Raw genomic sequence first — 12,120 nt, 5'->3', positions numbered from 1 at the left:
GCCCGCAGCGCGAGCGTCAGCCGGCGGCGGCGTCGAAACGCAGGCCCTCGAGGCTGGCGCGGGCCAGTTGTTCGCCGCTGAAACCGTGCGCGGCGCCTGCAAGCAGCAGGGGGTCCCATGCCGCCTGCTCGGCGGTCATGGCCAGGTCCAGCAGCGGTCGCAGCGGCCCCTCGCCGGTGACCAGCGCCGTCTGCACCGCGGGCTCCAGCGGCAGCTCCGCGATGACCGTCGGTGCGACCCGCCCGTCGGGCCCCAGGACGGAGAACAGGCCGAGCACGAAGGCGTCGAAGGCGGCCGGCGTGCCGGCCGTCTCGGCGAGGCACTCGCAGAAGCGGGCGCGCCCGGCCGCACGCGCGACGAGGTCGGCGGTGTCGTCCTGCACGGTCGCGGCCAACACCAGCAACGAAACCCACCGCCGCACGGCCCGCTGCCCGAGGAACAGCAGCCCGTCCTGGACACCGCTGAGCGGACGCCAGCCGACCTCACGCCGGACCAGCCGGAGGAACCGGTCCGCCAGCATCACGTCGCTGCGCACCAGGTCGGCGACCCGTCCGAGGTCGACCTCCTCGTCGGCGAGCGCCCGCAGCAGCCGCAGGTGCGCAGCGGGCAGCCCGAGCGGCCGCACGGCGCCGAGCACCTCGGGGCGCGTGACGTGGAAGCCCTGCAGCAGCGTGGCGCCGGCGGCCAGGGCGCGGCGGGCCACCTCGGCGTCCTCGACCTTCTCGGCCAGCACGGTGCAGCGCGGGGACAGCTGCGCCACCAACGCCAGGGCGTCGTCCAGCGGTGCGGCCAGCAGGTCGACCTTCGCCACGTCGACGAGGTCGACCAGTCCCAGGCGCGGGTCGTCGGGGACGAGGTCGTCCAACGCCAGCCGGAACCCCGCCTCGCGGTGCTGGGTGAGCGCCTGGCGGAAGGCGGGGTCGTCGGCGCTCTCCTCGAGGACCTCCAGCGTGACACCGTCGCTGGGCAGCGCGTGCAGGTCGCCGGCGAGGAACATCGACGGCGGGATGTTGATCCACGCCTCCAGACCGCCGGTCAGCGCCCCGCGGCCCAGCGCGAGCAGGCCGTTGACGATCACGCGCGCGGTGGCGGCCCGCCCGTCCAGCGGCGGTGCGCCGCTGGCCACGTCCGGGACGGGACGGTGGAGCAGTTCGTAGCCGACCGCGCGGAAGCGGGCGTCGACGATCTGCTGGCGCGCCACCAGCACCTGGCCAAGGAGGTTCGACAACGGATCCGGTCCCCGTCGCGGCATTCGTCGTCACCTGGTCGGCCGTCCGGGCGCCGGCTTGCGCGGTTCGGCTCCATCGGTACGGGGACCGCACCGCGCCGGCCACGGTCGAATGGCGCACGCGCCGCTTCAGCCGGTGATCGGCGCGCCGATCAGAGAGGGAGGGCATACGGACGTGCCCGCAGTGCCAGCACATGGAGGTGCGGCAGTGATCCTCGTGCACCGACTCCGCGGCGAACCGATGTTCGTCAACGCGGACCTCATCGAGTCGATCGAAGCGACCCCGGACACGGTGCTGACGCTCGTCGACGGCCGTCGCGTCATCGTCGAGGAGCAACCGCGTTCGGTCGTGGAACGCATCGTCGCCTTCCGCGCCTCCCTGCTGGTCGCCGCTGACGACCTGCGCGCCGCCGGGCCCACGCTGTCCGTCGTGCGCGACGAGGAGCACTGACCGTGGATCCGCTCTTCCTCGGCGGGTTCGTCCTCGCCCTGCTCGGCATCATCGTCGCGACGCTGATCGACGGGAACTCGTTCGGCCCGCTCATCGGCCCGTCCTCGGCGGTCCTGGTGCTGCTCGGTGCCCTGGGCGCGGGCGTCATGGCCTACCGCAAGTCCGAGATCACGGCCGTGCCCAAGAGCGCCATCAAGGCGATCAAGGGCCAGTCCCTGGACGTCCAGGACACCATCACCCAGCTCGGGCTGCTGGCCGAGGTCGCCCGCCGCGACGGGATGCTGGCGCTGGAGGCGAAGCTCGACGAGATCGACGACCGCTTCGTGCGCACCGGCGTCCAACTGCTGGTCGACGGCGTCGACGAAGAGGTCCTGAAGGACACGCTGGAGATCGAGATCAGTGCCCTCGACGAGCGGCACAACACCGCCATCGGTTTCTTCCGGTCGCTGGCCGGCTATGCGCCCACGTTCGGGATGGTCGGCACCGTCATCGGGCTGATCAACATGCTCGGCAACCTCACCGACCCCTCCCAGCTCGGCAAGGGCATGGCGCTGGCGCTGCTCACCACGCTCTACGGCGTGATGTTCGCCAACCTGGTGTTCAACCCGATCGCCGAACGCCTCACGCGCCTCAACGACGTCGAGTTGGCCGCGATGGACGTCGCGCTCGACGGCATCCTGACGATCCGCCGCGGTGCCAGCCCGCGCGGGGTCATCGAGCGGCTCGAGTCCTACCTGCCGCCCTCGCAGCGTCTGGGTGTGGCCGACCGGCTCAACCGGTCCGCCGGGAAGGCTGCCTGATGCCCGCCCGTCGTCGGCGCGCCGCCAAGGGCGGCGGCAACGAACGCTGGCTCGCCACCTACGGCGACATGGTCACGCTGCTGATGGCCTTCTTCGTGATGCTGTACTCGATGTCGACGATCGACCAGCTGAAGTGGGCCTCGTTCGTGCAGGGCCTGACGGTGCCGTTCGGCAACAACGCCGCCCAGGGCATGCTGCCGGAGGCGACCGGGCTGCTGCCCGACGGCAACGGCCTGGACGTCGACCAGCCGGGCATCCAGCCGGCCGACACGGCGGTGCTGCCCGAGGCGATGGAAGCGGCCGCCGCGGCCGTGGACGCCGCCCGGGAGGCACAGCTGGACCGCATCGCCGGCAGGCTCGAGGAGGCGCTGCAGGACGCCGGCCTGGAGGCGCTGGTGGAGCAGCGCCGCGAGGAGCGCGGCCTGGTCGTGTCGATCGCCACCGACGACGTGCTGTTCGCGCTCGGGTCGACGGAGATCGACGATCGCGGCCGGGAGATCCTGGGGGCCGTCGCGACGATCCTGGGTGACTTCCCCAACCAGCTCATGATCGAGGGCTACACCGACGACCTGCCGCTGCGCCGGGCTGGCTACGACAACTGGAACCTGTCCACCGACCGTGCCGTGGCCGTGCTGCGGCTGATGGTGGAGGAGCACGGGCTGCCGCCGACCAAGGTGGGGGCGGTCGGCTACGGCGAGCACCGTCCGCTCGTGCCCAACTCGTCACCCGCGAACCGGTCCAAGAACCGGCGCGTGGACATCGTCGTGCTGTTGGAAGAGGAGGCCGCCGCATGAGCGAGGCCGTGGTCGTCACGACCGAACCCGAGAAGACGTCGAGGAAGTTCGTCCTGCTGGGCGCCGTCCTGGTGCTGGTGGTCGCCGCGGTCGCCGGGTGGTGGCTGTTCCTCAAACCGGCCGCCGCCGAGGAACCGCCGGCCGCGGCCGACGGCGAGATCGTCGCGCTGGACCCGCTCACCACCACGCTGGGGGTCGACTCGCCCAGCCACGCGCGCGTGTCGCTGGCGATCGTGCTGGTCGAAGGGGCGGACCCGGCGGCGATCCAGCCGCGCACGCCGCTGCTGCAGGACGCGCTGCTGCGCGAGGTCTCGGGCATGCGCGCCGACCAGCTGCGCAGCTCGGAGGGCTCGGACCAGCTGCGGGCGGCGCTCACGAAGGACGCGAAGAAGATCTGGGGCGACGACGTCATCCGCCGGGTCGTGCTCACGGAGCTGCTCGTGCAGTGACGCCGGCCACCGCTTGACCGGTTCCGGGGCCGGCCGACGGGCACCTCGACGTGGAGGTACCCGTGAGCCGAGCCCTGGCCGACGTGTCCACCACGACCGTGACCCCGGTGGACTTCCGCCGACCCAGCCGGATCAACCGGGACGCGGTCGTGGTCTTCGAGACTGCCCACGACGCGTTCGTGCGGCGGCTGTCGAGCGCGTGGACCGGCTCCACCCACGCCGTGCTGGAGATCGAGCACCTCGCCACCGAGCAGCTGTCGGTTGACGACTACGTGAAGACGCTGCCCACGCCGACGGCGCTGGCCAGCGTGCGCGTCGGACCGCTGGGTGCGACGGCGCTGCTGGACCTCGACCTCCCGCTGGCACTGCTGCTCGTCGAGCGGCTCCTGGGCGGCCCCGGCGACCCGGCCGAGACGGCCGTGCCGCGCCGCCCGACCGACCTCGAGACGGGACTGATCGCCAGCGGGCTGCTGACGCCGGCCGTCCGGGCCATCGACGAAGCCCTGCGCGACCTCGGCGGCGAGCCGTCCGAGCTGCTCGGCATCGAGACCAGCCCGCAGCCGATGCAGCTGTCCGCACCGGGCGAGCTGCTGCTGCTGCTCACCTACCGCATCGAGGTCCGCGGCGACCTGCCGGCCCAGGGCCTGCTCAGCATCGGCTACCCGGTGGCACCCCTGCTCGGCCACCTCGACGCGCTGGCCGGCGGCACGCCCGAGGACGTCGACCCGGCCGCCGCGTCCGTCGCCCGCGGCGCGCTCCTGGACGCCCCGCTCGAGCTGCGGGTCGTGCTCGGGGGCTCCACGCTGCCCGCCTCCGTCCTCGCCGGGCTGCAGCCCGGCGACGTGCTGTCGCTCGACCACCCCGTCGGCGCGCCGGCGCGGCTGGCCTGCGACGGCCACGACCTCGGCCGTGCCCACCCCGGCCGGCGCGGGCGCCGCCTCGCCGTCCAGATCGTCACCCCGCCCGCCAGCGCACGCGCCGCCGACCCGCTGGCCGCCCTGACCCAGGAGCTCGTGTCGTGATGCCCGAGACCGCCACCCGTGCCGAGTTGCCCGACCTCACCGCCGGCGCCGGCCTGGGCCCCGCCGGGGACCTGCACCTGCTCGCCGACGTCGAGCTGACGGTCACCGTCGAGCTCGGTCGCGTGCGGCTGCCGCTGCGTGAGCTGCTGCGCCTCCAGGAGGGCAGCGTCGTGGAGCTCGACCGGCTCGCCGGCGCGCCCGTCGACGTGCTCGCCAACGGCACCCCCGTGGCCCGCGGCGACGTGGTCGTCGTCGGTGACGAACTGGGCGTGCGCATCTCCGAGCTGCTCGGCCGGGTCGGCGCGTGATCGACTCGCCCCTGCTCGGCCTGCTGCTGCTGGGCGCCCTCGCGGCGACCCCGCTGCTGCTGCGACGCCTGAAGAGCAGCCAGCCCGGCGGCGTGCGCGTGCTGGGCCGCACCGCGTTGCACCGCAACGCCGTGGTCGCCGTCGTCGAGGTCGGCGACCGCCGGCTGCTCGTCGGCGCCGGCGAGAAGGGCATCGAACTGCTCACCGAACTCGAGCAGGACCCCGAGGCGGCCGCTGCGGCCGTGCCCTCGGCCGTCGAGCCGGACGTGCTCGACCTCACCACCACGGAGCGCACGGACGCCGCTCCGCACGACGTCCGGTCGACGCCGGCCACCGAGGAGGCGCTGGACGCGCTGCTCGGACCGGTCGGGTCGGCCGCGAACGAAGCAGGGCCAGGGATCGGCCTCGTCGACCGTCTCCGCGCGATGACGGTCCGCGTCTCGCCGCCGCCACGCGGCGCGGGAAGGCCGCTCCGTGTCCCGCTCCGCCGCTGATCGCCGGAGTCGTCCGGGGATCAGGCTTCGGCTCCTGCCCGCCGTGCTGCTCGTCGGACTGCTCCTCACGCTGCTCGGCGCGCCAGCGCCGGCGTCGGCCCAGGTGCCCGAACCGGCTCCGCCGACGGCGCCGACCGCCCCCGAGGAGGTCGGTCGGACCCCCGGCGTCGAGGACGCCAGCAGCCTGACCGTCACGCTCGAAGACGCGGAGAGCGGGCTGTCGCGCACGGTCACGCTGGTGCTGCTGCTGACGGTGGCGGCCATCGCGCCGATCCTGCTGCTGCTGATGACCACGTTCACCCGCTTCGTGGTCGTGCTGAGCCTGGTGCGCAACGGCCTCGGTCTGCAGACGGTCCCGCCCGCCCAGGTCCTGTTGGGGCTGGCGGTGTTCCTCACGCTGTTCGCGATGGGGCCCACGCTGTCCCAGGTCAACGAGGTCGCCCTGCAGCCGCTGCTGGCCGGCGAGGTCGACGCGATGGCGGCCGCCGAGGCCGGCTACGAGCCGTTCCGCGACTTCATGCTGGCCCAGACCCGCGAGAGCGACCTGCGGATGTTCACCGAGATGGCCGGCCAGCAGGCACCCGCCAACGCCTCCGAGGTCGGCCCGACCACCCTGATCCCCGCGTTCGTGATCTCCGAGCTGCGGACCGCGTTCACGATCGGGTTCGTGATCTTCGTGCCGTTCCTGATCATCGACCTGGTCGTGGCCGCGGTGCTGATGTCGCTCGGCATGGTGATGTTGCCGCCGGTGTTCGTGTCCCTGCCGCTGAAGCTGCTGCTGTTCGTCCTGGTGGACGGGTGGGCCCTGATCGCCCGCTCCCTCGTCTCCTCCGTCATGGGATAGGTGACCGCATGAGTGACGTGCAGGTCCTCGAGATCTTCGCCAACGGGATGCTGGTGGCGTCCAAGCTGGCCGGCCCGCTGCTGGGCGTCGCCCTGGTGGTCGGCGTCGGCGTGTCGCTGTTCCAGACCGTCACCCAGATCCAGGAGATGACCCTCAGCTTCGTGCCCAAGGTCATCGGGCTGGCAGCGGTGCTGCTGGTCAGCGGCAACTGGATGCTGCGCGAGCTGGTCAGCTTCTCCCAGCAGCTGTGGGGCTCCATCCCCACCCTCGTCGGCTGAGCGGGGGGCACGGGTGGACGTGGTCGTCCCGGTCGACGCGGCGTGGGCCGTCGGGCTCGTGCTGGCCGTGACGCGCGTCGCCGCGTTCGCGATCGCCTCGCCGTTGCTCGGCCGGGCGCTGCCGGCCACGGCCCGCCTCGCGGCGACGTTCGCGGTGGCGCTGGCCATGGTCCGGCCGGTGCCGGGCGTGGTCGAGCTGGGTGACCTGTTCGCCGCCGGGCTCGTCAACGCGGTCGTCGGGGTCGCCCTGGGCTACGTCAGCGGGCTGATCCTGCATCTGTTCACGTCCGCCGGCGGGATCATCGACCTGGTGTCCGGGCTGTCGATCGCGACCGTGTTCGACCCCATGCAGGGCGACCAGGGTGGCGTGTTCGCCCGGCTGTTCCACCTCACCGGGCTGGCGCTGTTCGTGGTCGGCGGGGGCCTGGCGCTGCTCGTCGGCGGGTTGGTCGCCAGCGCCCGCATCATCCCGCTGGGTGGGGCGCTCACCCCCGCCCCGGGCCTCACGGGCGTCGTCGTCGACCTGGTCTCGCAGCTGATGCGCTCGGCCGTGGAGCTCGCCCTGCCCGTCATCGGCGTGCTGTTGATGCTGGAGCTCGCGATGGGGCTGGCCGCCCGCTTCGCCCCGCAGGCCAACATCTTCATGCTCGGCATGCCGGCGAAGATCCTGGCCGCGATCACCGTGGTGGGCTCCGCCTGGGTGCTGTTCCCCGACGCCGTCGACGGCGTGGAGACGACCGTGGTGCGCTCCCTCGAGGCCGTCCTGCGTGGCCTGGGCGGCACCGTCCCGCCCGCGTAGCGACGGGTGCTTGAGCGTTCGCGCGTGCGGCCGACAGGGCGGCGCAGCGGAAGGATCCGCGCCAGCAGGGCCACGGACGGGCCGGTCGGAACTGGACCGAGGTAGCCGGAACCGTGGCAAAGGATGGGCGGACCGAGAAGGCCACGCCCCAGCGTCGCAAGAAGGCCCGCGACGAGGGGACGGTCGCTCGCTCACAGGAGGTCGCCGTCGCGGCCTCGTTCGCCGCGCTCCTCGCCACCCTGGCGGCCGCCGGCCCGATGATGGTCCGCCGCACGATGGGGGACCTGTCCGAGGTCTTCCGCACCGCCGGCAGCGCCCACGCGCTGGCCGACGCCGGTCCCCGCGCCCTGCAGATGGCGATGGTGCTCGCCGGCCCCTTCCTGATCGCCTCCGTGCTCGCGGCCCTGGTGAGCGGCGTGGTGCAGGTCGGGTTCAAGGTCAACCCGAAGCTGGCCAAGCCGAAGCTCAAGAACCTGTCCCCGAAGAAGGGCCTGGAGAAGCTCAAGCCCATCGTGGCCGGCTGGGAGCTGATCCGGTCCATGCTCAAGCTCGGTGCCGTCGCCATCGTCGTGTGGCCGACCCTGGCGGTCTGGCAAGACCACCTGCAGACCGACCGCACGCTGGCCGGCGGGATCGACCGGCTCACCGGCGTGTACGGGACGATCCTGATCCGGGCCGCGCTGCTCGCCCTGGTGATCGCCGGTGCCGACTACGCCTACCAGCGGTGGCGCACCGCCAGCCAGATCAAGATGAGCCACCACGACATCAAGCGCGAGCACAAGGACACCGAGGGCGATCCGCTGCTGCGGGCCCAACGCCGCCGCCGCGCCAGCGACCTGTCACGCAACCGCATGCTGCGCGACGTCGCCACCGCCGACGTGCTCATCACCAACCCGACCCACCTGTGCGTCGCGCTGCGCTACGACCCCACCGAGGGGGCGCCGCGTGTCGTCGCGAAGGGTGCCGACCTCGTGGCCGACAAGCTCAAGACGATCGCACGCCGGCACGGCGTGCCCATCACGCCCGACATCCCGCTCGCGCGCGCGCTGTACAAGCGCTGCAAGGTCGGCCAGCACGTCCCGGCCGCCCTCTACGAGGCGGTCGCGGTCGTGCTCGCGCTCGCCTACCGCCGCTCCGGGCGCGGCCCGGGCAGCCGGCTGCTGCAGCGGGCGGGCGCGGCATGAGCGACGGCGCACGCACCACGGCCCGCGGGGGCCGCAACCTCGCCCGCTCGATCGTGCCGCTGCTGCTGGTCGGCGCGGTCATCACCATGGTCGTGCCGATCCCGCCGGTGCTCCTGGACCTGCTGTTGGCGCTGAACCTCGCGTTCGCGCTGCTGATCCTGCTGGCCGTGCTGACGCTGCGCGACACGCTCGACCTGTCGAGCTTCCCGTCGCTGATCCTGCTCACCACGCTGATGCGGCTGGCGCTGAACGTGTCGTCGACCCGGCTGATCCTGCTCGACGGCTACGCCGGCAAGGTGATCGCCACGTTCGGCAACTTCGTCGTGGGCGGGTCGATCGTCGTCGGTCTGGTCGTCTTCCTGATCCTCGTCGTCATCCAGTTCGTCGTGATCACCAACGGCGCGGGCCGCGTCGCCGAGGTGGGTGCCCGGTTCGCGCTCGACGCCATGCCCGGCAAGCAGATGGCGATCGACGCCGACCTCGCCGCCGGCCTGATCGACGAGCGCGAAGCCCGCGAGCGCCGTACCCGCATCGCACAGGAGTCCGACTTCTACGGCGCGATGGACGGGGCGTCGAAGTTCGTCAAGGGCGACGCGATCGCCGGCATCGTCATCGTCGTGATCAACCTGATCGGCGGCCTGGTCATCGGCATCACGATGGCCGGGATGTCGGCGGGGGAGGCGGCCTCGACCTATTCGCTGCTGACGGTCGGTGACGGCCTCATCAGCCAGATCCCCGCGCTGCTCATCTCCGCTGCGACCGGTCTGCTGGTGTCCCGGGTCGACGGCGAGGAGGACCTCGGTCCGACGGTCGGCCGCCAACTGCTGCGCGACCCGCGCGTGCTGCGGATCGCGGCGCTGGTCATGGCCGGCATCGGCCTGCTGCCCGGCCTGCCCAAGCTGCCCTTCGTCGCCATCGTGGTCACCCTGCTCGTGCTCGGCGCCCGCGGCGCCAACGCCGCGAAGGCGGCCGAGGCCGCGACCGGCGGCGACGCCGGCGAAGGGGACGGTTCGGTCGTCCGCCTCGACCCCGACGACCCGCGGGCACTCATCGAGCAGCTGCGCGTCGAGCCGCTCGAGCTGCACCTGGCCTACGACGTGCTCGACCTCACCGACCAGGAGGCCGGCGGCGACCTGCTGCAGCGGGTCCGCGCCCTGCGCCGACAGATCGGTGAGGAGCTCGGCGTCGTGATGCCGCTCGTGCGCACCGCCGACGACGTCACCCTGCCCTCGGGCACCTACCGGATCCTGCTCCACGGCGTCGAGGTGGCCCGTGGCACGGCGCCGCGTGACCGGGCGCTGGCGCTGCCGGCGGTCGGTGACGAGCTCGGTGGCGTGCCGGGGGAGGAGACCGTCGAGCCGGTGTTCGGGCTGAAGGCCTACTGGATCCCGGTCGAGGCGCGCAGCCGTGTCACCGCGACCGGCGCCACCGTGGTCGACCGGTCCGCCGTCGTCGTCACCCACCTCGCGGAGATCGCCCGCCGGCACGCCGGCGAGCTGCTGTCGCGCCAGCAGGTCCAGCAGCTGGTCGAATCGCTGCGCTACGACGAGCCGCTCCTGGCCGACGAGGTCGGCACCGAGTCGCTGCCGATCGCCGTCCTGCACGACGTGCTGCGCGAGCTGCTGCGCGAGCGGGTCAGCATCCGCGACCTCGCCCGCATCGTCGAGGCGGTCGCCGGCCGTGCCCGCGAGACACGCTCGCTCGACCAGCTCGTCGCCGCCGCGCGCGTCGCCGTCGGCGCCGGCATCCTCGCCCGCATCGCGCCCGAGGGCCACCTCGGCGCCATCACCCTCGCGCCGGCCGTCGAGGGCGAGCTGCACGAACGGGTCCGCGACATCGACGGGACCCTGCAGTTGATCGTCGAACCCGCCCGACTCGCCCCCCTGATCGCCGAGGCCGCCGAGCTGGTCAACCGCTCGCCCGGCGCGCCGGTCGCCGTCGTCTGCGGCCAGCTGCTGCGCCGCCCGCTGCGCAACGCCCTGGCCGCCTCCGGTGTCGACGTCGCCGTCGTCGCCTACCCCGAACTGCCCACCCACCTGCAGCTCAATGTGATCGGAGCCATCGGTGCCGCGCACGCAGACGTCTGAGTACCCGCCCGCGGCGACCCTCGCCGAGGACACGCCCGTCGCCGGCGCGACCCTGGTCGCCGAGGCGCCCACGGCCGAGGCCGCACTCGCCGAGGTCCACGCGACCTACGGTGCCGACGCCCGGATCGTCGCGGCCAAGCGTGTCCTGCGCGGCGGGATCGGCGGGTTCTTCGCCAAGGAGGTCGTGCAGATCCACGCCGCGGCAGCCGACGAGCCGACGGCCGTCCCGCCGCCGGTCGAGCCCTCCATCGGCGTGAGTTCCCCGATCGACCGGCTGCTGGCCGACGCGGACACGGCGCCCGAGGAGATCGACTTCGCGACCTTCCTGCGGCGGCAACTGGCTCCTGACACCGTGGCGACGGAGGCCGTTGACGGGCCGACGGCCGAACCGACGGATGCGCCGGGTGCGGCCGCCGCGACCGAGCAGCCACCGACCCCGCCACCGCCGACCGCCCCGGTGACGTGGCCGGAGGCCGCCGACCTGCGCCGGCCGGCCTGGGCGGACGCCGGCGTCGGTGAGCCGACCACCGCCGGTCTCGGCACCGTCACACCCGTGGTCGACGCGGACGTGGACACTCCGGCCGGCGACGCACGGGCGTGGTCGCGGACGACGCTGGTGCGGTTGGGCCTGCCGGTCGCGTTCGTGCAGTCGCTGGACGTCGCGGATCCGGCCGACGACGTCGCGTGGACCTTCGCGCTCGCCGAGGCGCTGCGGCCGCTGTGCCGGCCGCTGCCGACCGGACGGGCGCTGCTCGTCGGACCGCGGGCGCGTGGCCTGGCGACGGCGATCGGGATGCCGGTCACCTCGGTCGGCCAGCCGCTGCACGCGCTGGGAGACGTGGCGGCCGCCGTCACGGGCTCGCAGACCAGCCTCCAGTGGCTCGACCGGGCGCGGGAGGGCCGCTGGCTGCACCTCGTCGTCGGCGGCAAGGGGTGGCGCGACCTGCTGCACCGCGACCCGCTGGCGGTGTCGTGGGCCGACGAGGAGTACCTGCCCGAGGCGCTTCGCGTCGCCGTCGAACTCGGGCTGGTGCTCGGCTACGGATCGCTCGGTGCCAGTGCCGGGCGGGCGCGACCGCTGGACGTCGCCCTGGCCGTGCGCGACCTGGTGCCGGTCCGATGAGCGCGGGTCCGCTGCGGCGACTGTTCGCGGGTCTGGGGATGCTGGCGCTGATCCCGATCCTGGCCTTGATGGCCAGTGGGGCGATCACGCCGGTGGACGCTGCCGTGCGTGCCCTCAGCGTCGCCGTGGCCGTGGTCGCCCTGGGCAACGTCGCCCGCCTGGTGCTCACCGGCGCGCTGCGGCGGGTCGAGCGGCGCACCGCGGCCCGCGCCGAGCAGGAGGAGCAGGTCGCCGTCGGCTGAATGTCCGGACGGCCGTC

At 73.4% G+C, this 12,120-nt stretch carries 15 protein-coding genes; 14 read left to right on the top strand and 1 reads right to left on the bottom strand.

All coding sequences use genetic code 11. The features are described from left to right. Window positions 1–16: 16 nt before the first annotated feature. The gene (locus ACERM0_RS11940) at window positions 17–1,228 is read right to left on the bottom strand and encodes an EAL and HDOD domain-containing protein (RefSeq protein WP_373678816.1); all 1,212 of its coding nucleotides are present in this window, start codon (window positions 1,226–1,228) and stop codon (window positions 17–19) included. A gap of 208 nt (window positions 1,229–1,436) precedes the next feature. On the opposite strand from ACERM0_RS11940, the gene ACERM0_RS11935 reads away from it, so the two are divergent. The 14 genes from ACERM0_RS11935 (at window position 1,437) to ACERM0_RS11870 (ending at window position 12,103) form a co-directional block, all read left to right on the top strand. Continuing rightward, on the top strand, window positions 1,437–1,679 hold the full coding sequence (locus ACERM0_RS11935) for a flagellar FlbD family protein (protein WP_373678815.1): 243 nt from the start codon (window positions 1,437–1,439) through the stop codon (window positions 1,677–1,679). Between the two features lie 2 nt (window positions 1,680–1,681). Then, window positions 1,682–2,479 carry a motility protein A gene (locus ACERM0_RS11930; protein WP_373678814.1) on the top strand — a complete coding sequence of 266 codons (798 nt, stop codon included), beginning with the start codon at window positions 1,682–1,684 and terminating at the stop codon, window positions 2,477–2,479. Beyond that, window positions 2,479–3,273 (top strand): flagellar motor protein MotB, encoded by a 795-nt coding sequence (locus ACERM0_RS11925; RefSeq protein ID WP_373678813.1) that lies wholly within the window; start codon window positions 2,479–2,481, stop codon window positions 3,271–3,273. The genes ACERM0_RS11930 and ACERM0_RS11925 overlap by 1 nt, the downstream gene beginning before the upstream one ends. Beyond that, on the top strand, window positions 3,270–3,722 hold the full coding sequence (gene fliL, locus ACERM0_RS11920; RefSeq protein ID WP_373678812.1) for a flagellar basal body-associated protein FliL: 453 nt from the start codon (window positions 3,270–3,272) through the stop codon (window positions 3,720–3,722). Before ACERM0_RS11925 ends, fliL begins: the two co-directional genes overlap by 4 nt. Window positions 3,723–3,784: 62 nt before the next feature. Then, window positions 3,785–4,744, top strand: coding sequence for a flagellar motor switch protein FliM (locus ACERM0_RS11915; protein WP_373678811.1), 960 nt, complete (start codon window positions 3,785–3,787; stop codon window positions 4,742–4,744). Next, window positions 4,744–5,052, top strand: coding sequence for a flagellar motor switch protein FliN (gene fliN / locus ACERM0_RS11910; RefSeq protein ID WP_373678884.1), 309 nt, complete (start codon window positions 4,744–4,746; stop codon window positions 5,050–5,052). The genes ACERM0_RS11915 and fliN overlap by 1 nt, the downstream gene beginning before the upstream one ends. Then, complete coding sequence (locus ACERM0_RS11905; RefSeq protein ID WP_373678810.1) at window positions 5,049–5,546, top strand: flagellar biosynthetic protein FliO; 498 nt, start codon at window positions 5,049–5,051, stop codon at window positions 5,544–5,546. The genes fliN and ACERM0_RS11905 overlap by 4 nt, the downstream gene beginning before the upstream one ends. Window positions 5,547–5,589: 43 nt before the next feature. Next, a complete protein-coding gene (gene fliP, locus ACERM0_RS11900) occupies window positions 5,590–6,390 on the top strand; it encodes a flagellar type III secretion system pore protein FliP (RefSeq protein ID WP_373678809.1) in 801 nt (266 codons plus the stop codon). 8 nt (window positions 6,391–6,398) lie between these two features. Beyond that, complete coding sequence (locus tag ACERM0_RS11895) at window positions 6,399–6,668, top strand: flagellar biosynthetic protein FliQ (RefSeq protein WP_373678808.1); 270 nt, start codon at window positions 6,399–6,401, stop codon at window positions 6,666–6,668. A gap of 13 nt (window positions 6,669–6,681) precedes the next feature. Continuing rightward, window positions 6,682–7,467, top strand: coding sequence for a flagellar biosynthetic protein FliR (locus tag ACERM0_RS11890; protein WP_373678807.1), 786 nt, complete (start codon window positions 6,682–6,684; stop codon window positions 7,465–7,467). Between the two features lie 113 nt (window positions 7,468–7,580). Then, window positions 7,581–8,651 carry a flagellar biosynthesis protein FlhB gene (locus ACERM0_RS11885; RefSeq protein WP_373678806.1) on the top strand — a complete coding sequence of 357 codons (1,071 nt, stop codon included), beginning with the start codon at window positions 7,581–7,583 and terminating at the stop codon, window positions 8,649–8,651. Beyond that, complete coding sequence (locus tag ACERM0_RS11880; RefSeq protein WP_373678805.1) at window positions 8,648–10,738, top strand: flagellar biosynthesis protein FlhA; 2,091 nt, start codon at window positions 8,648–8,650, stop codon at window positions 10,736–10,738. The genes ACERM0_RS11885 and ACERM0_RS11880 overlap by 4 nt, the downstream gene beginning before the upstream one ends. Beyond that, window positions 10,716–11,861, top strand: a complete 1,146-nt coding sequence (locus ACERM0_RS11875; RefSeq protein WP_373678804.1) for a hypothetical protein — start codon at window positions 10,716–10,718, stop codon at window positions 11,859–11,861. Before ACERM0_RS11880 ends, ACERM0_RS11875 begins: the two co-directional genes overlap by 23 nt. Further along, window positions 11,858–12,103, top strand: a complete 246-nt coding sequence (locus ACERM0_RS11870; protein ID WP_373678803.1) for a hypothetical protein — start codon at window positions 11,858–11,860, stop codon at window positions 12,101–12,103. Before ACERM0_RS11875 ends, ACERM0_RS11870 begins: the two co-directional genes overlap by 4 nt. The last annotated feature ends 17 nt before the right edge of the window (window positions 12,104–12,120 follow it).

This window comes from Egicoccus sp. AB-alg2, assembly GCF_041821065.1.
Taxonomy (GTDB): domain Bacteria; phylum Actinomycetota; class Nitriliruptoria; order Nitriliruptorales; family Nitriliruptoraceae; genus Egicoccus.
The sequence above is the reverse complement of the archived record's forward strand: the minus strand, read 5'-3'. Positions and strand labels throughout refer to the sequence as shown.